The organism is Vibrio nigripulchritudo ATCC 27043, assembly GCF_000222685.1.
GTDB lineage: Bacteria > Pseudomonadota > Gammaproteobacteria > Enterobacterales > Vibrionaceae > Vibrio > Vibrio nigripulchritudo.
Window position 1 is genome coordinate 1 of sequence record NZ_AFWJ01000313.1, and the last position, 22155, is coordinate 22155.

The 22155-nt window shown below is 45.2% G+C and carries 17 protein-coding genes and 1 pseudogene; 11 read left to right on the forward strand and 7 right to left on the reverse strand.

Annotated features, from left to right (window positions below):
- Positions 1–291 precede the first annotated feature (291 nt).
- Complete coding sequence (locus RH89_RS26350; protein WP_004408613.1) at positions 292–1074, reverse strand: LuxR C-terminal-related transcriptional regulator; 783 nt, start codon at positions 1072–1074, stop codon at positions 292–294.
- 550 nt (positions 1075–1624) lie between these two features.
- Between RH89_RS26350 and RH89_RS26355 the strand changes: the two genes are divergently transcribed.
- Positions 1625–2413, forward strand: a complete 789-nt coding sequence (locus RH89_RS26355; protein ID WP_158091132.1) for a helix-turn-helix transcriptional regulator — start codon at positions 1625–1627, stop codon at positions 2411–2413.
- Between the two features lie 38 nt (positions 2414–2451).
- Here RH89_RS26355 and RH89_RS28920 read toward each other — a convergent pair whose 3' ends face one another.
- Positions 2452–5832, reverse strand: a complete 3381-nt coding sequence (locus RH89_RS28920; RefSeq protein WP_004408615.1) for a delta-60 repeat domain-containing protein — start codon at positions 5830–5832, stop codon at positions 2452–2454.
- Positions 5833–6332: 500 nt separating this feature from the next.
- Here RH89_RS28920 and RH89_RS26365 point away from each other — a divergent pair, with 500 nt between their 5' ends.
- Entirely contained in the window at positions 6333–7109 is a 777-nt protein-coding gene (locus RH89_RS26365; RefSeq protein WP_004408616.1) for a hypothetical protein, read from the forward strand.
- Between the two features lie 102 nt (positions 7110–7211).
- On the opposite strand, the gene RH89_RS26370 is transcribed toward RH89_RS26365, so the two are convergent.
- Both RH89_RS26370 and nfsA read right to left on the reverse strand, forming a co-directional pair.
- The gene (locus tag RH89_RS26370; protein WP_080564080.1) at positions 7212–8426 is read right to left on the reverse strand and encodes an MFS transporter; all 1215 of its coding nucleotides are present in this window, start codon (positions 8424–8426) and stop codon (positions 7212–7214) included.
- An 82-nt stretch (positions 8427–8508) separates the two neighbouring features.
- Positions 8509–9231 (reverse strand): oxygen-insensitive NADPH nitroreductase, encoded by a 723-nt coding sequence (gene nfsA, locus RH89_RS26375; RefSeq protein ID WP_004408618.1) that lies wholly within the window; start codon positions 9229–9231, stop codon positions 8509–8511.
- Between the two features lie 205 nt (positions 9232–9436).
- On the opposite strand from nfsA, the gene RH89_RS26380 reads away from it, so the two are divergent.
- The gene (locus tag RH89_RS26380) at positions 9437–9847 is read left to right on the forward strand and encodes a DUF4893 domain-containing protein (protein WP_004408620.1); all 411 of its coding nucleotides are present in this window, start codon (positions 9437–9439) and stop codon (positions 9845–9847) included.
- 32 nt (positions 9848–9879) lie between these two features.
- Here the strand turns inward: RH89_RS26380 and RH89_RS26385 are convergent, their stop codons facing one another.
- On the reverse strand, positions 9880–11478 hold the full coding sequence (locus tag RH89_RS26385) for an MFS transporter (RefSeq protein ID WP_038125001.1): 1599 nt from the start codon (positions 11476–11478) through the stop codon (positions 9880–9882).
- A 244-nt stretch (positions 11479–11722) separates the two neighbouring features.
- Between RH89_RS26385 and RH89_RS26390 the strand changes: the two genes are divergently transcribed.
- The 3 genes from RH89_RS26390 (at position 11723) to RH89_RS26400 (ending at position 14277) form a co-directional block, all read left to right on the forward strand.
- Positions 11723–12379: an alpha/beta hydrolase gene (locus RH89_RS26390; protein WP_004408622.1), complete on the forward strand. Its 657-nt coding sequence runs from the start codon at positions 11723–11725 to the stop codon at positions 12377–12379.
- Positions 12380–12580: 201 nt separating this feature from the next.
- Positions 12581–13651, forward strand: a complete 1071-nt coding sequence (locus RH89_RS26395) for an SGNH/GDSL hydrolase family protein (RefSeq protein WP_004408623.1) — start codon at positions 12581–12583, stop codon at positions 13649–13651.
- A gap of 80 nt (positions 13652–13731) precedes the next feature.
- Positions 13732–14277 (forward strand): hypothetical protein, encoded by a 546-nt coding sequence (locus RH89_RS26400; protein WP_004408624.1) that lies wholly within the window; start codon positions 13732–13734, stop codon positions 14275–14277.
- 46 nt (positions 14278–14323) lie between these two features.
- Here the strand turns inward: RH89_RS26400 and RH89_RS26405 are convergent, their stop codons facing one another.
- On the reverse strand, positions 14324–15469 hold the full coding sequence (locus RH89_RS26405; protein ID WP_004408625.1) for an alpha/beta hydrolase: 1146 nt from the start codon (positions 15467–15469) through the stop codon (positions 14324–14326).
- A gap of 84 nt (positions 15470–15553) precedes the next feature.
- Positions 15554–16585, reverse strand: a complete 1032-nt coding sequence (locus tag RH89_RS26410) for a helix-turn-helix domain-containing protein (RefSeq protein ID WP_004408632.1) — start codon at positions 16583–16585, stop codon at positions 15554–15556.
- 447 nt (positions 16586–17032) lie between these two features.
- Between RH89_RS26410 and RH89_RS26415 the strand changes: the two are divergent.
- From RH89_RS26415 to eno, 5 genes and pseudogenes are all read left to right on the forward strand, one after another.
- Positions 17033–18045, forward strand: a pseudogene (locus RH89_RS26415) (TRAP transporter substrate-binding protein).
- A 57-nt stretch (positions 18046–18102) separates the two neighbouring features.
- The gene (locus RH89_RS26420; protein ID WP_004408640.1) at positions 18103–18660 is read left to right on the forward strand and encodes a TRAP transporter small permease subunit; all 558 of its coding nucleotides are present in this window, start codon (positions 18103–18105) and stop codon (positions 18658–18660) included.
- Between the two features lie 2 nt (positions 18661–18662).
- A complete protein-coding gene (locus tag RH89_RS26425; RefSeq protein WP_004408641.1) occupies positions 18663–19970 on the forward strand; it encodes a TRAP transporter large permease in 1308 nt (435 codons plus the stop codon).
- A gap of 15 nt (positions 19971–19985) precedes the next feature.
- Positions 19986–21008 (forward strand): aminoglycoside phosphotransferase family protein, encoded by a 1023-nt coding sequence (locus tag RH89_RS26430; RefSeq protein ID WP_004408643.1) that lies wholly within the window; start codon positions 19986–19988, stop codon positions 21006–21008.
- Entirely contained in the window at positions 20995–21909 is a 915-nt protein-coding gene (gene eno / locus RH89_RS26435) for a phosphopyruvate hydratase (RefSeq protein WP_004408645.1), read from the forward strand. Before RH89_RS26430 ends, eno begins: the two co-directional genes overlap by 14 nt.
- Positions 21910–22155 lie beyond the last annotated feature (246 nt).

Sequence of the window (22155 nt, forward strand, 5' to 3'; positions counted from 1 at the left end):
GGAAATCTGGTTGCGCAGGGTGCGCCTGAAATGATTTTGTCTCTGAAGGAATTAGGGCAGACCTACAAAGTCCATACCCAACTGGAGAAAACCCAAAGGGAATCTTTGTATGTTGATGCTCAGCTTTGTTAGTTTACGTATTTGAAAGTTTGTCTTTAATAAAAACAGATGAAATTTATACGGAGATCTGAACAACAATGGAAGCATGAAATAAACTTAAATAAATAACCAAAATTAAAATAGACTGGCTCTAACTATACGGATAATTGATAGTAATAAAAGTAGTTCTGATTAATTTAGGAGTGAATGCCTTGATTCTTCATTTATTTTTGAAACCAGAACCGCACGAGATACGATATTTAACTTCTTGTAGATACTAGATAAATGATTCTCAACAGTTTTTATTGAAATACTCATACTTCTTGCAATCTCTTCATTGGATAGACTACACCCCACTTGATAGCATACGACAAGCTCTTTGCTAGATAATATATTAAAGCTAGAACCAGGGAAGTATATCCTTACTATTTTATAACTCTCTTTCTCACTGACGATAAAAACAACACCTGAGTAAACAAAAACTTCTTGGTTATTATTTTTAATTGTATTTATCACATTATTAATGAATATGCCTTTTGATTGTAACATTGATACTACGTTATTGTCTTTGTCTAAAACCATTCCACTATTATCGAATATTCCTAAATAATTATTCACTTCCTTTTCTTTAATATAAAAGTTAGACAATAAATTAAAACGAAATCCTACAGCCAAGTGTGGAAGTATAAAATTAATAATTTCAACCTGATAGTCATCTAGTGGAATATTTTCAGAATCTGGCAATGAGAGAACGTGAGTAAGAGTCGAACCTTTTGCTTGATAACAGTAACTACTTTTACAAAAGTTAGTTTTATGACCTTCATTTTGTATAATACTCCAAATGAAATCCCTATCTGGAACCAACAAAGTTAAGTTATCAATGCACCACACCCTAAAATCATTCGTTCTAAGGTTTTGGCTATGATGGTAAACACCAGCGATATATTGACTTATACCTTCGTTTAAAATATCCATTATCTTCAACCACTAACTCAATTATAGATGAACAAAATCAAATAATTGTAGATAGGCAAACACATCTCTACACATTAAAAACTATTACATTATCTATTCATATCAACCAATGTCTTTCACTCGACTCATAAATTATCCATTAAGATTAGCTAATATTAATGATTTTATCTGAATACTTTTTTACCTAACCAGAACATTACTCATAACGTTAGAATTTCTCACAATCTTGATAACTAGCAAAATTGAGAATGAAAAGTTTAATAATTATATAACTTAGTTATACAATACTATAATCATCTCATTCAGGTTTTCTAAAAAATAAGAAATGATAAACAACCAAGAAATAAACCAATGTATTATTGACATATATACAATTGCATATGAGCACTCTGTGAACTCATTCAAGCACGCTGCATTCAGTAGGCTAAACGAATTAGTTAATGTAGATATGGGGTTCTGGTTAACTCGATCCGAGCTACAAACCCTTTATTCTGATGAATACTCTTTCGCATACAATTTGCCCAGCGATGTAATGCAGAACTATACGAGTATGCACTCCGTATCTAAAGTTGCTCATGATATTGCTGACTACCTTTGTCAAAATAAAAACAAAGCATTTGATGTTCGAGACATCGTAAAAGACATTCCATTTGAAGAAACAGACCTCTACAAGAAACATTGCAAAAAATACGACATAGAGTACTCGGTTGTAATGGCAACAATGAGCCATCACTCTAATATTTTTAACTCTTTCTCGTTTGGCAGAGGAATAAACAAGAACAATTTCACATCAGAAGAAAAGCAAGTGCTGGAGTTTATCACTCCAAACTTAGTCGAAGCTTTAAGAATCAATTTACTAAGTTCAATTAACACCACATCTTGCCATAATTCTGCTATCCGAGGGGTGGTCGATTTACACGGCAGAGTCATAGAATCAGAAGATAGATTTGACCACCTAATGCGTGAATTAAATTGTATTAGTGAAAATGCAGTCAATATGACTTTTTTGCAAGATCATAGTACCCATGCTCAATACGGTCTAAGTGTAGAAGTCAACAACTATGATGGTCTTGTCTTTCTGGAGATACATAAAACAACAGTAGCTGAACAGTTCAGCAAGAAAAAAATGCGGGTATGCCAACTCCTCTGTCAGGGGCTTTCTACTAAAGAAATCGCAAGAGAAATGTTCATTTCTACTAATGCAGTCAACAACCATATTAAATTTATATATAAAGCACTTAATGTTAACTCAAGATGTCAGGCTATTGCCTTGCTCATGCAACTTAACGATTCGATGTCTTCCTCCTCTTTGTTGACTCAGAAAACTGGTCATAAATAGGATGCAACGCCAGCACCCTATTTATGACTTATGTGATTTTAGTGTTTTCGTCTGAATACACTTATTACCATAAAGATAGCTAGCCAAATCGCACCAAACGAGGCACCGCTGGTACTTGTCGCTCCACTTACTGACCCAGTTCCCCCGTTTACCGATTTAGTAGTTGAACTGAAACTTGCGCTCACGCCGCCAACTGTTACTTCCGTTGTTATAGTTTCGCTGGTATTTGCACTAGACGTATGACGCACCACGATTTGATCACCACTTTCTACCGTTCCACTCTGCGAGGTAAAACCTCCACCGTTGATACTGTATTCGCCATTAGTAATTGAAATTGAAATCGTTGTATTAAATCCTGAAATACTCGTTGCAGCAGAGGTGATGGTCGTATTAGGGTCTACATCATTTTGAGCGACAAAGCTAAACGCGTCTGGTGTGTTGTCCTGCGCTGCCGTAGTGCTTCTAAAGTTTGTCACTTGATTTGCCCCAATAGCTAAACCGATAATCAATTGGCTATTGTGCGTCGCTGCCGCTGGGTACCTCACACTGATCACATCATTGTTACTCACTGTTCCAGCACTCGATGTAAAAGTACCACCATTAATGCTGTATTCTGCTGAGACTGCGGCTGAAATACTGATTGGAATGGCAACATCAATTCCCGTTATTGTAAGTGCGTTGCTAAAAGTAATGAGCTCGTTTGGTGCTGGCGCTGACCCCGAATAATCAATGAAAGCGGGTAGGTTGTCAGCGATGGTGTCTGCCGATCTCGTTGTTGAGAGGAAGGTATCCGTCACACCGCCAATGTCGAGTGTAGATGTAGTTAATGTGCCATATGTACTTGCTGTCGTATGCCTGACTTGAACCGTATCGCCATTGTTGACCGTTCCCGCAGTACTCGTAAATGCCCCACTATTAACTCTGTACTCGCCATTAACAATGGAAATGGGTGCCGCACTGTTTATACCCGAAACGGTAATGGTGTTCGACACAGCTACGACACTCGGCTCAGGTGGCAGACTAACAACGGTCGGCTGTAAGCTATAAGCATTTGGAGTCGTATCCAATGTTTTAGTCGTACTCACAAACGTATCTGTCACACCGCCAATATCTAGGGTTGTCGTGGTTAGAGTGCTGTAAGCATTCGCAGTGGTGTGTCGAACCTGAACCGTATCGCCATTATTGACTGTACCCGCCGTATTGGTGAATGCCCCACCATTGATACTGTATTCACCATCGGTTATAGAAATTGGGGTAGCGGTGTTTATACCTGAGACAGTAATCGTATTCGATGTAACGACTACACTTAGTTCAGGTGGAAGACCCGTTACCGTCGGTTGCAAGCTAAACGCGTTGGGGACTGTGTCCAATGTTTTGGTCGTACTCACAAACGTATCTGTCACGCCACCAATATCGAGAGTTGTGGTGGTTAGAGTGCTGTAAGCATTCGCTGTTGTGTGCCGAACTTGAACCGTGTCTCCGTTATTCACAATACCTGAAGCACTGGTATAAGCCCCACCATTTACAGAGTATTCTCCGTTGGTAATGGAAATTGGCGTCGCGATATCAATACCTGAAATGGTGACAGTACTCGATGTGACGACGACGTTTATCTCTGGTGGGAGACCAACACTGGTAGGCTGAAGGTCGTAAGCATCTGGTGTGGTATCTCCATTCATAGAAGTGGAAGTGTATGAACTAATTGCATCGCCTGATTTCCACTGATTGTTGCTCCTATGAGCGCCCGTTCCGGAGCTAAGTCTGAGATAGGTTGTCTTGTCCGTGTTCGCCGTATAGGCCGATGTATGCATTAGTTGAAGTGAATCACTGGTATTCACCGTTGTTGGAGTGATGGAAATCAAAGATCCATTCACCAATAACTGTCCTCCAGCAGTATGCGCCGATAATGAACCAGAACCTGTGATAGTTGCCGTTTCGGAGTTAGATGTCATTTGAGTGGATAACGCTACATTAGTATCTGCTGCGAAATTCAACGGATTTAAAAGTCTTGTAGTAGAAGGCGTTAGTGCCGCTCCTTCATAGACCCTTAGTGCCCCCTGAACATCGTTAGCAGAAGGGTTTGATACTCCCGTTGTCGCCGCTACTACTATTTTTCCGTTTCCGAGAATAGTGATAGCCTCAGCGATGCCTCCATGATTGTTACCATTACTGGTAAAGAAAACACCACCAGCTCTTTGGTTAATAACACTACCAGTGCTCTCATCAATTTGGAGAATCATTTGCTCGGCATTGGCGGTGTTAGAGCCCATTAAAATTAATCCTAGTGTAGGATGATAAGCAACCTCACTAAAGCATTCATCAGAGGGCAATATGTCGTATGTTTGTACGCCATTAACCCCGAAACTCGTGACAAGTGCCCCACTAGATGTTTGGCGCTGTATCCTGGCTTGACCGTCTGGGTTACAACCCGCGCTCACAACATCTCCGTTTGGCAGCGCAACAATACTGCTTAGCGTGTTATTGTCGGTGGGTACGGAAGATGGCGCGGTTGAAGAAAGGTCTGGGTGTAAATACCAAAAAGCTCTGCCATTCCCAGTAGTGAAAGTCCCGAACGTTTGAGGATTACCATTACTATCAAACTTCCCGTTTAACATAGATATATTGGGTACATAAGCCGTATTCACTATGCCTAAGAAGCGACCTGACATATAAATATTGTCACTACTATCCAAAGCTAAATGATTGAATTCTGCAGAATGGGCACTACTTGGACCTATGATGGATGGGCTAATGTAACCATTACCGTTAAGACTAAATGGACGCGAATACCCTGATTCAGACACTTTTGCCGCTTTGGAATAATATTGATCGGTTCCAATAGACGTTCTGAAGTACTCGTTGAACAAGATGACAGCTTCACCGGTAGACAACACCGCCAAGTCTTTTGGAATGATGTTTCGGCCAGAAGGATACGGCACCGTGTATTTACCATTGGGACCAAAATCTGAGTCAATAGACCCATCTTCGTTAAGGCGCAATAACTCGATTCGCCAACTTCCCCCTGTATTTCGGGTTCTTGCTAAAACTAATAGTTTTCCATCAAAAAGTGTCGCCACTTTCTCAATCCGAGTATCGTCACTCAGCGATATAAAACGTTTCCCATCACTATCAAAGCTAGGATCTAATGTCCCATCAGGTCTTATTTTCACAATTAAACCGTCATACGCACTACTGGTATTCGTAGCAGACCCAACGGCGATAATGTGACCATCGGATGTTGTTTCGACGTCTTCAAAATAAGTGCGAGAATCACTGCCGGTGTGGTCAGAATAATTTGCCGAAAGTGCACCAGTGCTGTTAAAGGTTGCATCGAGATCCAGTGGACCTGCGCTAACTGCACCAGCGACACATAGAGCACAAAGAGTCACAGTGTGCTTAACATTGATAATCGAACGCATATTTACTTCTCCATTGCAGACTCAATTCCTAATTCGAGTCATTCCTATTTATGGAGATAATTCTGTCAGCAAGCAGATTCGTGAGGTATAGGGGGTATTGGTATTTTTTTGGACGAATAGTAAGATTCGCTTTATTGGGTTTACATTGTAAATCTAGCTTTCATTGGTGCTTAACAACGATCAAGTATGTATAACCTCTGTCATCAGACTCATTCAGATAAATTGACGGATTGGTGCAAACGTTTTTTGCAGTAATTCCTTTCGCCATTCTCCAGATAAAACATTCCAGATTAAAAATATGAAACAACGCTCATTTTAGGTGAAATTTAATTCAAGATTAACCTCCGTAACGATAGGATGCCTTGTTCGGAGGTTTTTTTATAAATTAGCGATAATATATTGAATATTAACGTATTACTGCCGGTATTTTGGTCTAGATAATAACAAAACACATTATAGCCTTCGAACTTCAAATCAATCTTAATTAAGGACTTTAGGACATGAAAAAGTTGGCTCTCTTGATCTCCAGCGCTTTGTTAGTTACAGCATGCGGAGGCGGCGGCAGTGGTGATGGGAACTCTTCAACAGGTGGCGGTTCAGCTAACCTTACCAAGGTAACAAACGATAGCGCACGCGGCATGAGCGGCAGTGCTAAAACCGTGGATCCAGCAGCCGCAAGAGGCGTGGTCAATAACTTTGGTTCAAGTGGTAACCAAGGCGTTTCTCAAGTAGCTAAAGCCGCATTTTATGGTATGCGTGCCGCATCTCAATCTGAGACCTATCCTTGTTACCAACACAATGGCAAAATTGTGACAACTGTAGAGCAACAGAATGATAAAAGTGTAGTGTCACTTTCAATCCAGAGATGTAGCCTTTCAGATGATCTAAATATCTTTGCTAACGGCAAATTTGGTATGGTTGCTCAGGATGGAACATTCACTATTGATGGCAATTTCGTATTACGTGACGAAAACAAAGCCGAAAATCTTCTTGTCCTAAACCCACTAAACTTTGCATTTAACTCAAATACTGGCATCGTTTTCTCTTCTACTATTACTGCAGATAGCAATACTCACAATGTCACATTTACCCAATCGGTCATAAGTGAATCAAGCTCTAACATTACTACTTCTCTAAAAATTGAAGGTGCAGACAGCACTTGGGTAGAGGTAGTTCGTATTGCCGATGCCTCCGGCACAGAAACAAGTTGTGAAGTCACACAAAGTGCGGGTCTTAGCCTGACTAAAGAAGATGGCTGTTCACTACTGCGTCTATAACTCGGTTTAGACCAGACAAAAAAGCCCAAATTGCAGAAGCAATTTGGGCTTTAATTTACATTGTAAATCTAACTTCTGGAAAGTTTAAAAATCCGCCTGCCTTTAGCTTTCAACCCGAAAATGCTTTGCGCTGGATTCTTTCATTGCCAGTAACGGCGCTGCGATACATAGAATGCCACACCCAATCAACACAACATTGGCACCAAATGCTTCAGTCAGTGGTGCAATCAGCATCAATCCCATTGGAGCGAACCCGTACGAACATAAGAAATCAATGGATGAAACCCGAGCGAGCTTCTCTTTAGGGATCTCTTTTTGCAGAGAAGAGAACCAGATGACATTAAAGATTTCGATGCCAATACCAGCCAATAAATAAGCAGCGATAGGGAAATAAATACTGTGACCAAGCAGCAGACTCAAAGGCACCAAGCCGTAAACGGCTAACCCCACCAGCGCCCACCAGCCTTGTGGTACAAAGTTTCTGTAGCCAAGGATTACAGCCCCCAGTAACCCACCTAACGCGTATGCGGTCATGGAATAAGTCAGCAGGCTGGAATCGCCAAACTCCGACTTAGAAATGATGGGCAGCATAACATTGGTCGCGGAATACCCTGCTGCGATCACGATGGTAAGCGATGCAAGACTTACGATAAACCAAGGATGTCGCTTCACTTCAACCAAGGCTTCTTGCATGTCTGTCAGCATGGTTTTTGGTGAATAGCTGGTCACCGATATCTGCGATTTGCCCTGAGCCACCCAAGGCGGCAACAGTGCGCTTAGGAGCCAGCAAATGCCAAGCAACGCAAAACCACTGTAAAACCCAGTGGCGATTGCCAATGCAGTGACCCCTGCTGGACCTAATAGGGTCACAATACGAATCGACAAGCTCATGGCAGCATTGGCAGATTGAAGGTGCTGACTTTCGATGACTCTTGGGACTAAAGCTTGAAAGGCAGGTCTGCAAGCGCCCTGACCAAAACCTGAAAGGGTGGCACCAAGTAATAGGAGTGCGGTATCACTTACCTCGACTGCTGGCAGCGAAAGAGCCATCAATAAGATGCCAGAAAATGCAATGAGGCTGGCGTACAACACCACTTGTCGGGAAGAAAACCGGTCTGCAAACACTCCACCTAGTAAAACACCAACAAGAAACCCGCCCGTTCGAAATGCCAGCGCAAATCCGAGTAAAGTGGCGGACAGCATTTCTAGGGTCATTCCATACCCTAGAAGAAAAGGCAGCCCCCAAGTAGCAAAGCCGGAAGAAGTACTGCCTAACCATAATCGAAGGAACGGTGGATGTTTTGCAACAGTGATCAATGGAACAACCTCATATCAATAGTTAGCTTATGCCCCCAGTGATACAACCGATAAATCGAACATTAATCAACCATTGTTACTTTTACTTGAGCGCAAGCCCCTTACCGTTCAGATATCCCTTGATATGCGGGCGAGACTCGCCTGACAGTTTGCCTGTAATCTGCTCTGACCAAGTGACGTTTTTATTGTTCCCAGAACGACTGGCGTAATAGCTCAGCATAGTCTTATCGTATTCGTCTACCTTGGTTTTGTTTAAAGGCTGATAGTGATTTTCGTGGACGATGACATCTGGGCTTAACCTTGGTTTAACTTCCGGATCCTGATCAGGATGACCAATACACATCCCAAATAGCACAGCCGTATGAGGAGGAAGTTTTAGCAACGCATCCACTTCCTGAGCGCAATTTCGAAGCCCGCCAATATAGACGCCTCCCAATCCCATCGATTCCGCCGCCAGTAGGCAGTTTTGTGCCATGATCCCCGCGTCTACAGCCCCTATCAGGGTAAGCTCCGTGTATTCAGGTTTCACTTTGTCGTTCATTTCAACATGGCGATTAAAGTCGATACAGAAGACCAAAAACTCAGGTGCGGTGGCTACGTATTTCTGACCACCTGAATATTCCACTAAAGCGTGCCTTTTGTCGGGGTCAGTCACTCGAATAATTGAGTTTACCTGCAACAAACTGGACGACGAGGCAGCAATTCCTGCCCTGATGATGGTATCCAGTTGCTCCTCGCTAACTGATTTTTCTTTGAATGCACGAATAGAACGATGAGAAAGAATGGTATCGATAGTGGAGTTCATAAGCAGTCCGTATTTGCTGAGAAAATTCAGGAAGTTCTGTTATAAGTAAAATTCAGGCGGATGTCGACAGAGCCCATCGCAAACCGAAGACAAGTATCACAGAATACATTTATGCGCACTCACACGCATAATGAGCCGTCACCCGTTTCAAAGCCCAAAAACAGAATGCAGTATTCTCGGCAACCTTTTGAATTGAGAGAACATAATGAAATTAATCACTTCAATGATAGCTCTGGCTGCCATCACAACCAGCACCTTTTCCTTCGCTGACGAGAAGAGCACCAATCAAGATCTGGTCGGCAACTACGCCTGCGCTTTTACCCAATATTCAGGGGATGAGACCTACGCGTACCCAGATTTTAAGTGCAAGATTACCGAGAAAGACGGAGTGCTCACGTTAGAAAAGCTCAGCGGTTCGCAGCGCATCAAAGGCGTTGTCACCCCTACAGCTACAGGCTTTGAGTTTGAAGGCACATACTTCTGCCCATGGGGCGATTGTACTCATGACGTATATGGCGAGTTCCAGACTCAAAAGAAAGGTGAATTTGCTGGCTCTGTTCATCGCTCGACGGACCCAAGTGACTTCACCGACGTCGATCTCCGACGCACCAAATAGTCGTGTTTTCGCGGTCTCCCCGAGATCGCGATTTAACCAGTCATTTCCAAAGTACTGCGCGCAATTCCGCGGATAACTTTACTCTCTTCCGGGCTAGCACCATTTAGCAACGCCTTATAAATCAGCGCATTGATTCGCGTCTTCTTAAGCATGAAAAAATCATGCAGTGAGTGCGCAATTTCCAACCGCCTTTGTGGGTACTGATTGATCAATTCCCCCAACAGCTCACCCGACTGCTTAGGGTATGCGAGGGCAATATTGATTGCTACATCGTTCGCTTTAAGCGACGACCCTTCTAGCGCGGTTCTGAACAACACACCCGGGTCCGTTGGGTTTTGCCCTAACGCGGCAATGAGGAGTTTGAGTTCTGGGTCTGCAATGTCGGTGTACTTAAAGTCCAGCATCGGGTCAAGCTCTGCTGTGCCCGTGGGAATAGGCTGAACATTAACTTGATACTGGCTGACCGACTCCAGTGTATCGGTACGCATAAACAGCTTGCGAAACAACAGGAAGAAAAACACAAACAGATGAATGACAATCAGGTAATAGTAAAGCCAGACAATCGAAAACTGGCTCATCAGATAACCCGCAATAATCGGTCCCATCACACCACCAACACCCAATAATATTTGCATGGTACTGGTTGCTGGCATGGCTTCTTTTGGCTCGATATGGTCAAACACCTGAGTCACGGCAAGCGGAAACAGGGCAACACCTGAACCACCCGAAACCCAAAACAACACGGCAAGCATTTCGATAGGCATAGGGAAATAGTTTTCCATGATGATCAGCGTATTACTGATCACACCCATGAACATCAGCCCGGAAGCGACCACACGTTTGTCGTAGCGATCCGCCAGCCAGCCGGTGGGGAACTGGGTCAGCAACCCGCCCACCTGATAAGAACCCAATATCAACGACAGCCAGATCCCCGAAATGCCTTTTCCATAAGCGTATAGCGAAATCAGCGACACGCTTGCGGCATTGATTAAACCTGCGCAAAAGCAGGAAAGCGTGCCTGATGGCGAATAGTTCCATAGCTTTTTGATGGTCAGCGGGGCACTCTTTTCCGGCAGCTCCGGCATGGGCAGGCGACTCATCGACATAATGATCAGAGCAATACAAAGAAAGACAGAAATAATGCCGAAAATTCGAGGATCCTGCGCCCCTGAAAACGCAATCAGAAAAGGTGCCGTACCAAAACCAATCGCAAAACAAATCTGGTAAGTCCCATACACGCGCCCACGGTTACTTCGGTCACTTAAAACATTGAGCCAGCTTTCCAGCGTAATAAAACTGGTGACATAGCAAAATCCAGAGATCATCCGCAGAGCCGAAGTAAGCTTAATATCACTGGTATAACTGTGCATCACAGACACAATTGCCAGTGTCGCAGCCATAGAAGCAAAAGCGCGGATATGCCCTACCCGTAATACCGCTTTAGAACCAAATAACCCCGCACAGATAGCGCCTGCAGCGAACATACTCATAGCCAGACCGATATCCGACGAGTCGAAGCCACCATCTTTTAAGCGAATCGGCAGCATAATGAAGAACAGGTTGTGGCTAATCGCAAAGGCAAAAATAGCGAACAGTATTGGGCGTATACGAATGAAGATGTTGGTTCTCATGGGCACTCTGGTCTTTTCAGGCAATGAGTCGCTTGGGAAATTAGTGATTAAAATATCAACTACAAACATACCATAGCTCAAAATTTATCCACCCCCAATATTATGGAAATGCCTGCCAGAAGTGACGAAGTTAGCTCTAATCTCAACTACGAGAGGTGTGTGGGTGTTCCTAAAAACCGAGTTCGCAATCGAGGCGATTTGGCGGTAAGGTGAGCCCAACCAAAAACAGACAATGGACACGACAATGCTACGCTACGTTGAAGTAGAACCCTCATCAGAGGCAACAGCAAGCGTCATCTGGCTACATGGACTGGGCTCAAATGGTCACGACTTTGAGGCTATCCTGCCAGAATTAAAACTGCCCGAAGACGCGCCTGTTCACTTTATTTTTCCTCATTCGCCTTCGATTCCAGTCACCATTAACGGTGGTATGGTCATGCCTGCGTGGTACGACATTCTTGAAATGGGTGCAGGCAGAAAACTGAATACGCAACAGTTGATTGATTCGGCAGATCAGGTGATTGAATTAGTCAGGCAGGAACGAAACCGAGGCATCGCATCCGATCGCATTATTCTTGCGGGCTTCTCTCAAGGCGGAGCGGTGGCTTATCAGGCAGCGTTGAGTTATGACGAACCACTTGCGGGATTACTGGCACTTTCTACCTATTTCCCGACGTCAGATTCCATTGAATACTCCGATGCCAACAAGCAAATCCCAATTGAGATTATGCATGGCAGTTACGATCCAGTCGTGCTCCCAGCCATGGGGGAAGATGCAAAAAAAGACCTGACAGAAGCAGGTTATCAGCCTAACTGGCGCACCTACCCGATGGAGCATCAGGTGTGCATGCCGCAAATCAAAGATATTGCTGAGTGGCTCACCCATACACTGAAACTCTGACTCAATGAATCATGCGGGGAGTCGCATTCTCGCCGCATGATATTCTTCTAAATCCTTTGTCGCTTTTCTGCTCACTTTTCAACCAAAATGCAATCAAGTGCATATTTTCAACAAAAGACCACAACATTCACCAATCCTTAATTGAATCACATCATCGCTCTATTTATTTTTTTATAATTCAATAATTAAAGGATAGTTGCTATGTATAAAAAACTCGGCTTACTGGCATGTCTTATCAGCAGCCAGGCTTTCGCTCAAATCGATTCTGCTACCCATTACGCCATCAATTATGAAGGCAGAAGCGTAAAAGATTACGCAGCAGGCACAGTACAATTCAACTTCCCGGGCAGTGCCCTCAAAACCCGTTTCACAGGTACAACGCTGGCCATCCACCTGAAAGGCAAAGGCGACCATTTTGATGTGTTGGTTGATGGGAAACTGACCACAAAAATCCTGACGAACGCCGGAACAGCCACTCAGAAGTTTGATCTGTTTACCAGTATCGAACCTAAAACCGTTGTGGTTGAAGTCGTGAAACGCACGGAAAATTACGATGCCATGACTGAAATTGTCTCTCTGGAGCATGACGGTTATCTGGAAGGCGTATGGGAAAACCAGCCACATATTCTGTTTATTGGTGACTCCATCAGTGCGGGCTTTGCCAGTGAATCGACCAAGCGAGACTGCACCTGGGACGAGATTTACAACACCTCAAATGCGCGTCTGGCTTTTCCACATCAAACCGGAGACATCCTAGACTCCAGTATTACTCAGGTATCTCTTTCTGGTTTGGGGCTAATCCGAAACTGGGATGGTAATCAGTCTTTCCACGACCTGACTTACTACGCAGACAAATCTGCCGCCATTTTCGGATCGGGCACTCAATACGAAGACAAACACCCGGATTTGATTGTGGTTGAGGTAGGAACCAACGACTTCAGCACCGATCCGAAGCCGCACGAACCTTGGGCAAACATCGATGAAGTGAAAACCGCATGGGTAGAACGCATGGTGGAGTTCACTCAGCAGCTTAAATACCGCTATGACGACGCCAATATCGTCTACATGCCACGCCCAGCCTACCCTTACGACTACATTGTCCCTGCAACTCACGAAGCCATGGATATTTTGAAAGGCAAAGGCGTTACCGGTCTTTATAGCCACACGTTTGTTTCACCACTGGAAGCCTGTATCTGGCACCCAACTGAAGCGGAGCATAAAGACATCGCAACAAAGTTAGCCACCTTTATTCAGCAGAATAAGTTGCTGTAACCGAACCCCACCTGTGAAGAGGGTAAAGCTTTACCCTCTTCCATGACTCTTACAATTAACAATAACTATGGAAAAGCAATATGGCATGGCTGAAATCTAACAAAGAACTGTTAGGTCTATTTGTCGCGATAGGCGGCTTTCTGTTTGGTCTGTACCAGTACTATTCGGCACAGGTCTGGAAAGGAACAGAATTTGCGGCAAAGCAGGTCGAACTACTGAGTTCAGATCCTAAAATTTCAATCGCATCCCGAGCACTTGAATGGAATAACCGAAAATTTAGAGTTCCTGAAAAGATGGACGTCGAAATCAAGGAAGAATTTTTCCAACACGATCCTGAAAAGCTCGCGTCAGCCCTTATTCCTCATGACGAGAAGAAAGAGTTTGAGAATACAGACATTTTCTATCTCGATGTTTATGATCATTACTTCAACTACTTAGAACGTGTGAATCATTATCTCAGCCAGGGCATGTTTTCTATTGATGATATCGAACCAATTTGCTATCGAGCTACCTTACTCACCGAGGCAAATAATCTCGAATACAACAAAATTAAAGCCTACCTAGACTTCTACAACTTTACTGATGTGATTGAACTGATTGAGCGATGTCAGGAAGCATCCAGTTAGAACCTTTTGAGGAACAAAGAAATGGGGCGCTTGCCCCATTTCTGCTTTACGGCTTGCTAACAACGGTTACGCCATCAATATCAGGGAACAGCAGTTCCCTGCCTTCCAACTGATTCAAGAAGAAACTCACCATGCTCTCTTTTACCGCTCGGTGCATTGTGTCGGGTTCTACTGCGCTTGGATACCCAACTATCCATCGATTCTGATCGGTAAAATCGTTGTGCTGGCTGTTGGCAATCGTCAGCAAATGACTTTCCGCCTGATTGGCATTATAGGCGTTACCAAGTTGGGCAAACTGATCACCAGACTCCAGAAGCAACAACGGCTTGTTCAAAGGATGATTGGCAATATTACCTAGCAGCATTCCGTCCATATTGGCTGCCGCCTGACACACTGATAACCTCTGACAAGCATTCATTGCAGCACTTCCCCCTAGGCTGTATCCCAACATACCCACTTTTGATACGTTCACTTCATAGTCGAGACGCCATTGATTCCACAGTAGCCACTGGTACACCGTCAGCACATCCTGACTTATCTGGGGAGCCACAACCTGATCAAAATAGGCTCTGCCCTCTGGCTCAGACACATTGTCTTTACCCGGTGGTAAATAGACACTCGCTGTTTTTCCATTTTCAAAGGTGGTAATGCCTGAAAGATAAGTATGATTAATAGCGACGACAACAAACCCCTGACTCGTCAGCTCTTCTAACAACTCAGTGTTGTCAGCTTCAAACAGACCAAACCCATGGGAATAAAACAACACTGGCCAACCCGCCCCCTCGTTATCTACCACTTCGGCATTGCTTATCGACCAAGACAACATCGAGGACAGTTCGTGCTGCAAAGGATGAATAGGGGCATCAGCAGGACGCTGACTTTCCAGATAAGCCACCTGATTGCCCCATTTATCGAAATAACCCTGATAATTCCGACTTTCTGAATCAGTAGGGTAATACACCTTTATGTGCAGTTTTCTCAACTCTCCTGGCACAGGGCTAACCGTATCTCTTCGGTAATCTATGACATCAAACGACTTAATTCCAATCGCATGTTCACCACTGGGGGAAGGGTAAACGTGGATGCCGTCCTTTTTAGTGTCATCAATAGGTAATGTAAAGTCGTCATCGCACGCCGTCAGCAACGGTGAAAGGGCAGCGAGAAGTAAAATGCTTTGTTTTGAAAATGCCATACAGCTCTCCTTAGTTGAGAGCCATAGATTGGTGTCGAGATAAGAAATCGTCGTCCGACTGGCGTAACTGGACGTGCGAATTGGCTAATTCGTGCTGTTCAGAGCGGCTTTGAACTGGGTCGGCGTTTTATCCTGATATTTTTTGAACGCGGCGTTAAAGGTCGATTTTGAGTTAAACCCTGCCTCCAATGCCAAATCTAAAATCGGTTTGTGGGGCTGATTTTTCATTAATTCGCAAACGTAATTCACCCGTCGACGATTCACCAATTCATAAAACTTTACCCCCATATGCTGATTAAGCACTTGGGAAAGCAGGTAAGATTTAACACCCAATCTATCAGCCAGCGACTGGAGGCTGAGATCCGGGTCGGTAAACATGCGTTGAGTATCCAGTAGGTTGAGGACCTGCTTTTCTAGCGCGATATTCACTTCATCAAGTTGTGGGCTGATTGGCTCTGTTGGCACGTCCAGTTTGTCGAATTCAAGAAGCTGTGGATTCAGCAGCAACAGATAGGTCACACCGAACATGATCAGGCTCATCAGTAAGTAAGGCAAAGGGAGCTCGGTGTCGAATACAATCTGAATTGGTGTGGTTGCTATCGCTAGAAGCAAGCTTACGCAGATCCCCCAGAGCAAGCGGAGGTTTTCTTGACTGAGATTGGCAAGGAAATCTTGCTGTTTTACCTGATAGTGATAAACCGTAAAAAACGCCGCGGCGGTATAAACCACGTAAAGCGCCAAAAACCCATACCCTGCGAGGATATGCCGTTGTGTCAGGGCTGTACTATGAGGGTCAAAGAGAAAATCCGTGACAGACAGATTGATCAGAACCCAAGGAAGAAAATAGAGAAAGATATGGAATTTGGAAGGAGGAGCCTTTAAGCAGGTTCGAATAAAAACATAGAACAGAATCGCATACAAAACGCCCCAGCAAGCATTGATTCGGTGCGATATCCATTGCTCTTCCTGAGCGAGCAACATGCCAAGATCTGCAGCAAGTACAATGTGAATCACCATCAACAGCCAAAACCCCGAATGCTGTCGCGATTTTTGGTACAAAAAACCAGCGAGTACCAAAGATTGAATAAACCCCGCCAATAAGATCGCTGTAATCATTTCTTCTGTCCTTAAAAAGCACTGCAACCCGCCATAGATTATCGTTAATCCGTTTAAATTAGGTTAACACTCATTTTGTGATGAGCCCCCGCTTTCTTTCATCTTCTTCAAAAGCTCATCTGGGCATCTAAAGTGTTGCCGTCACTCTGGAAGCTTTCAAGCTCCACCGTTTTTATCAATCTGATTAATATAGAAATATTAAAGAAAAATAAAGAACCTGAGCCAGTAAGACAATAGCTTATCTCCTTGCGTCTTTATCCCCCACCGCCATGGAATGTGAGCAAAAAACGCACAGAAAATATTGAAATGTTCACGTGAACATGATTTTATGAACAAGAATCATGACAATTTTATCAGTACCGATAAAACGAACGCTTCTTTTGCAAATACGCCTCTTAAAAAGGTGAAAGAAGTTAAGGATAACAATACAGAATCAAGGATAAGGACATGAAAAAACTGTTTATTGCCTTGTTAGCTGCGGTATCGCTAACAATAACTGGGCACGTTTCTGCTGAAAAAAATACTCATTCGTTTTCCAATCAAGCGATCCGGCTGGTAACCCTACTTTTGAAATCGAGAAAGCCTGGGCCGAGTCCGTGAATAAAGCGACCAACGGTCAGATATCCATCGAGATGCTGCCGGTGGATTCGGTAGTCAAATACAACGAAACCCACGACGCAATCGCAGCGGGTATTCTGGACGGCCACATTACCGCTACCGGTTACATTTCAGGAAAAGATCCGGCTTTTGCGCTTATCGGTAACACGGTTGGTGCCTGGTCTTCACCATACGAAATGCTGAGATATATTAACTACGGTGGCGGCAAGGAACTGCTTAACGAGCTTCTTAACTCTTACGGCGTTCACATGATTGGCGCAACCTCGGGTGGTCTTGAAGCCTTTGTTTCGACCAAACCTCTTTCAGGCGTTGCTGACCTTAAAGGTCTGAAGTTACGCGCACCAGAAGGATTGGTTCAGGAAGTATTTGCTGCTGCTGGTGCAGCGCCGGTGAACCTTCCGGGCTCTGAAGTATTCACATCTCTGGATAAAAAAGTCATCGATGCTGCCGACTACACAGTCTTTTCAGCGAACCATTCATCAGGTATGCATGACATCGCGACGCACCCTGTGTATCCGGGCTTCCACTCTTTACCGCTGATCGAAGTTTCCATCACCAAGAAGACTTGGGACAAGCTTCCTGAGCACCTCAAAGTCGCGCTGGAGCTTTCTGTCGATCACCTTGCGCTGGATATGACATCTCAACTGTTTATGAAGGATTTGGCTGCGGTTGCGGATGCGAAAGCCAAAGGTGTCACCATTCACGACTGGTCTCAGGAAGAACGCGCTAAATTCCGTGCGATTGCAAAAGATCAGTGGAAGAAAGTGGCGAAACGTAGCCCAGCAGCACAGAAAGTGTATGACAGCATTCTTGCGTACCTAACATCTCAGGGTTTGTTGTAGTTCAGGAAATGGACTCGCTTCGGCGGGTCCAGTTCACCTGTGATATGGAGAGTATGAATGTCTAAGTTAAACTCCTCAGCATTAAATCGGAATGACGTAGAAAAACCGTCTAAGGAAATTCCAGAAGACGCGATGGCAAAGCAGGTTCGTAAAATTGGGCTGCCTTTCGCGATCCTGTTTCTGGCAACCACAGCGATTCTGATTTTTGAGGTGATCATGCGTTATGTCTTTTCTATGCCCACCATCTGGGTACATGAAACGGCAGTGTTTTTATGTGCCATCAACTTTCTGTTCGGTGGTTTATACGTCGCGGCAAAGAATGCGCACATCCGAATCGTTCTTCTTTACGACTGGGTGCCTAATAAAGTTCGCCGAATTCTCGATGTGATCATATACGGAGTGTGCTGCGCGGTAACCGCGTCATTCAGTTGGGCACTTTGGCCAACGGTGGTGAAATCTGTCACCACGCCTGCTGGCGATTTTCGGTTGATTACCAGTGGTAGTGCGTGGAACCCACCCTATCCCGCTCTGCTCAGGATTTTCCTGTTTGTGGTTCTGATCGCTCTTTCGATTCAGTTCTTCATTTTCACCATTAATAAAATTCGGGGGAAATAAGTATGTTTGATCTTCAAGCCCTCGGAATCGAGTACACCACTGCCTTAATGTTCGGAAGCTTATTGCTATTGCTGGTAACCGGATTACCGCTGGCATTTGTCACGCTTTTGGTGGCATTGGTGTTTACTCTTGGGTGGTTCGGTCCCATGGCTATCCCTTTGATAACCAGCCGTATCTTCTCGTTTGTGTCTTCATTTGTGTTTGTTTCCGTCCCCATGTTTGTTCTGATGGCCGCCATACTCGATCGCTCCGGCATAGCCCGCGATCTGTTTGATGCTATGAAAATAGTGGGGGGAAGAATTCGTGGCGGTGTCGCCGTACAAACGATTTTTGTCGCGGTCATACTCGCGGCAATGAGCGGCATCATTGGCGGGGAAATCGTCCTTCTCGGCATGATCGCTTTACCTCAAATGCTGCGACTCGGGTACGACAGAAAACTGGCTATCGGTGTTGTGTGTGCCGGTGGTTCACTTGGAACCATGGTTCCCCCTTCCATCGTTCTGATCATTTACGGGCTCATTGCTAACGTGTCAGTCGGGGATCTGTTCACGGCGGCATTTGTACCCGGATTTATGCTGGCGTCTTTCTATGTCACCTACGTATTGTTCAGGGCATACACCAACAAGGATATGGCGCCGGTCATTCAGCAAGACGAAATGTCTTTGTCTGAAAAGTTAGGAAAATTCAAAAGCCTGATCCTGCCATTCGCGGTTGTCTTTGTGGTACTTGGCTCGATTTACGGTGGGGTTGCGTCGGTGACAGAAGCCTCTGCGGTCGGTGTTTTTGGCGTGCTGCTTTCCACGGTGGTTCGTGGTGAGTTCAGTTGGGGAATGTTAAAGGAAGCCGCTCTTCAGACACTTTCGACGACCGGCATGATCGTTTGGATAGGCATCGGAGCCAGTGCGCTGGTTGGGGTGTTTAACCTGATGGGAGGTATTCGCTTTGTCTCCACACTGGTTTCCGGTATTTCAGACAACCCGCTTATTGTGCTGCTGTTTATGATGGCAATTCTGTTTGTGCTGGGCATGTTTCTGGATTGGGTGGGGATTGCTCTGCTTACCATGCCTATCTTTGTTCCCATCATTACTCAGTTAGGTTACGACCCGGTATGGTTTGGCGTGCTTTTCGCCATGAACATGCAGGTTTCCTTCCTGTCGCCACCCTTCGGGCCCGCCGCGTTTTATCTTAAAAGTGTGGTATCGGATGACATATCACTCGGTGAGATATTCCGGTCGATGGCACCGTTCATTGCATTGCAGATTCTGGCGGTTGGATTGTTGATCGCATTCCCCGGAATCACAGGTCGATAATAAGGAAAACGCACAATGACCGAAGAGAACAAGGTTCAATTTGAACAAGAATGCAAAAACATACTGGTTGAGCTTGGGTTAGCCAAACTGAACGAAATCAGAAACATTCAGCCATTAACAGGGGGGGTGTCTTCCGACATCGCCCTGGTTGAGACCAATCGTGGCAAATATTGCGTTAAGTGCTCGTTAGAGCAACTGCGTGTAACCCAAAACTGGCAGGCACCGACACATCGAAACCAGACCGAATATCAATGGCTTTCTTATGTTGCGGGTTTTATGCCTCAGTCTGTTCCTACCCTGTATGGTCAAAGCCAGTCAGGTAATGGCTTTGCGATGGAGTTTTGCCCGCCGAACAGATTCATCAACTGGAAAGACGAGTTGATGGGTGGAAAAGTGGATATCGAGTTTGCTGCCAGTGTTGGTCAGTGTATGGGAGAAATCCACCAGCGTTCCTCTGTTGATAAGCCCGATTTTCCGTATCAGGACGACTTCTATTCACTCCGGCTGTCACCGTATCTGGAGTCGCTTGAAGCCCTATACCCCGAGTACGCAGCGACTATTTTCAGCATTCGCCAGTCGCTTTATGAATCCAGATTGGTTCTGGTTCATGGAGACGTCAGCCCCAAGAACATCTTAAAAGGTCCTAATGGTCCTATGTTGCTGGACGCAGAGTGTGCGGTAACCAGCGACCCCGCTTTTGATGTCGCGTTTTGCCTCAATCACCTGATCAACAAATGGTTAATGGGCATCGCAGACCGAGATGCGTTAAAGCGTTCGATAGAGCAGCTCTGGCTTCACTATGCTGCCTTTGTTCAGTGGGAAAGCTTAGCGAGTCTGGAGTCGAGGATCTGCGCGTTGCTTCCCTGCCTAATTCTGGCAAGGGCAGACGGAAAATCACCACTGGAGTATCACACCGACACGTCAAAAGTCACCGCACGCCGGGTGGCACATTCACTGTTTAACTTCTCCTTCACTCAATTAAGGGATGTGTTGGAGCATATCGAAGCGGAGTTTATAACTAATCATGAAAGCAGATAACATTCGTCAGGTCCGGGGTCGCCGTGTCTGGGATTCTCGCGGGGCACCGACGGTAGAAGTCGAAGTCGAGCTGGAAAGCGGAGCGACGGGTCGTGCTATCGCGCCCGCAGGTGCATCAAGAGGGATGAGAGAAGCCGTCGACCTGCGGGACGGAGGCAGCGTATTAAAAGGGCTGGATGTGCAAAACGCGCTGCGCTCAGTTCAGTCTCATATTGCGCCTGCTCTGACGGGAAAGAATGTCTTTGAACAAAACAGTATCGACCAGACACTTATTGATCTTGATGGCACTGGCAATATGGCAAAACTCGGAGGCAACGCGACAATTGCTACATCACTCGCGGTCATACATGCCGCTGCTGCACAAAGCCAACGCCCATTGTGGAAGCACCTTTCAGAAACCTACAAAACCAGGCCCAGTATACCTTTACCCGAAATTCAGATTTTTGGTGGCGGCGCGCACGCAGGCAGGCGGGTCGACATACAAGACTTTATGGTCATGGTTCCCGGTGCAAATAGCTTCTCGGAAGCACTGGAAGTCACTGCTGAAATCTATCATGCGGCAGGCAAAATCCTCGCCGATAAAGGCAAGCTTCAAGGGGTTGCTGATGAAGGAGGATGGTGGCCAGCGTTTGATTCCAACGAAGAAGCACTGGAAACTCTGGTTCAGGCTATCGAGAAAGCAGGGCAGAAACCCGGAGACAACGTCATTATCTCTCTGGATGTCGCTGCCTCTGAGTTTTATTCCGACGGACAGTATCAACTGGCGTTAGAGGATAGAAGCCTCGACCGGGACGAAATGATAGGGCTACTCGAAGACTGGGTTAAAAAATACCCCTACTACGTCGGTCCGTACCTACGTAACGGAAAGTACCGTTTACCGGTTACCGGAACCGGAAAGTAGTACGAAAACCAAAACGGGACGGGACTAGGTTGGGGTAAGGTTTAACGTTTTACCGTCCCGACCGTTACGGGTTTCGGGTAGGACGAACCTAACGTCGAAACTAAACTACTTAGGTTAGGGAACGGAACGTTAATTTACTTTCGTTTCGTACCCAAACCCCCAAACCCGACCGTTCCGGTTTCGGTAAACCAAAACGGACGGGACGTTAGTTCGACGAACGAAAACGAAACGGTCGGTCGAACCGAA

Excerpts from the sequence above, each read along its gene's own strand:
- RH89_RS26350 (WP_004408613.1), bottom strand. The coding sequence starts at position 1,074 with ATGGATATTTTAAACGAAGGTATAAGTCAATATATCGCTGGTGTTTAC.
- RH89_RS26355 (WP_158091132.1), top strand. The coding sequence starts at position 1,625 with ATGCACTCCGTATCTAAAGTTGCTCATGATATTGCTGACTACCTTTGT.
- RH89_RS28920 (WP_004408615.1), bottom strand. The coding sequence starts at position 5,832 with ATGCGTTCGATTATCAATGTTAAGCACACTGTGACTCTTTGTGCTCTA.
- RH89_RS26365 (WP_004408616.1), top strand. The coding sequence starts at position 6,333 with ATGAAAAAGTTGGCTCTCTTGATCTCCAGCGCTTTGTTAGTTACAGCA.
- nfsA (WP_004408618.1), bottom strand. The coding sequence starts at position 9,231 with ATGAACTCCACTATCGATACCATTCTTTCTCATCGTTCTATTCGTGCA.
- RH89_RS26380 (WP_004408620.1), top strand. The coding sequence starts at position 9,437 with ATGAAATTAATCACTTCAATGATAGCTCTGGCTGCCATCACAACCAGC.
- RH89_RS26385 (WP_038125001.1), bottom strand. The coding sequence starts at position 11,478 with ATGAGAACCAACATCTTCATTCGTATACGCCCAATACTGTTCGCTATT.
- RH89_RS26390 (WP_004408622.1), top strand. The coding sequence starts at position 11,723 with ATGCTACGCTACGTTGAAGTAGAACCCTCATCAGAGGCAACAGCAAGC.
- RH89_RS26395 (WP_004408623.1), top strand. The coding sequence starts at position 12,581 with ATGTATAAAAAACTCGGCTTACTGGCATGTCTTATCAGCAGCCAGGCT.
- RH89_RS26400 (WP_004408624.1), top strand. The coding sequence starts at position 13,732 with ATGGCATGGCTGAAATCTAACAAAGAACTGTTAGGTCTATTTGTCGCG.
- RH89_RS26405 (WP_004408625.1), bottom strand. The coding sequence starts at position 15,469 with ATGGCATTTTCAAAACAAAGCATTTTACTTCTCGCTGCCCTTTCACCG.
- RH89_RS26410 (WP_004408632.1), bottom strand. The coding sequence starts at position 16,585 with ATGATTACAGCGATCTTATTGGCGGGGTTTATTCAATCTTTGGTACTC.
- RH89_RS26420 (WP_004408640.1), top strand. The coding sequence starts at position 18,103 with ATGTCTAAGTTAAACTCCTCAGCATTAAATCGGAATGACGTAGAAAAA.
- RH89_RS26425 (WP_004408641.1), top strand. The coding sequence starts at position 18,663 with ATGTTTGATCTTCAAGCCCTCGGAATCGAGTACACCACTGCCTTAATG.
- RH89_RS26430 (WP_004408643.1), top strand. The coding sequence starts at position 19,986 with ATGACCGAAGAGAACAAGGTTCAATTTGAACAAGAATGCAAAAACATA.
- eno (WP_004408645.1), top strand. The coding sequence starts at position 20,995 with ATGAAAGCAGATAACATTCGTCAGGTCCGGGGTCGCCGTGTCTGGGAT.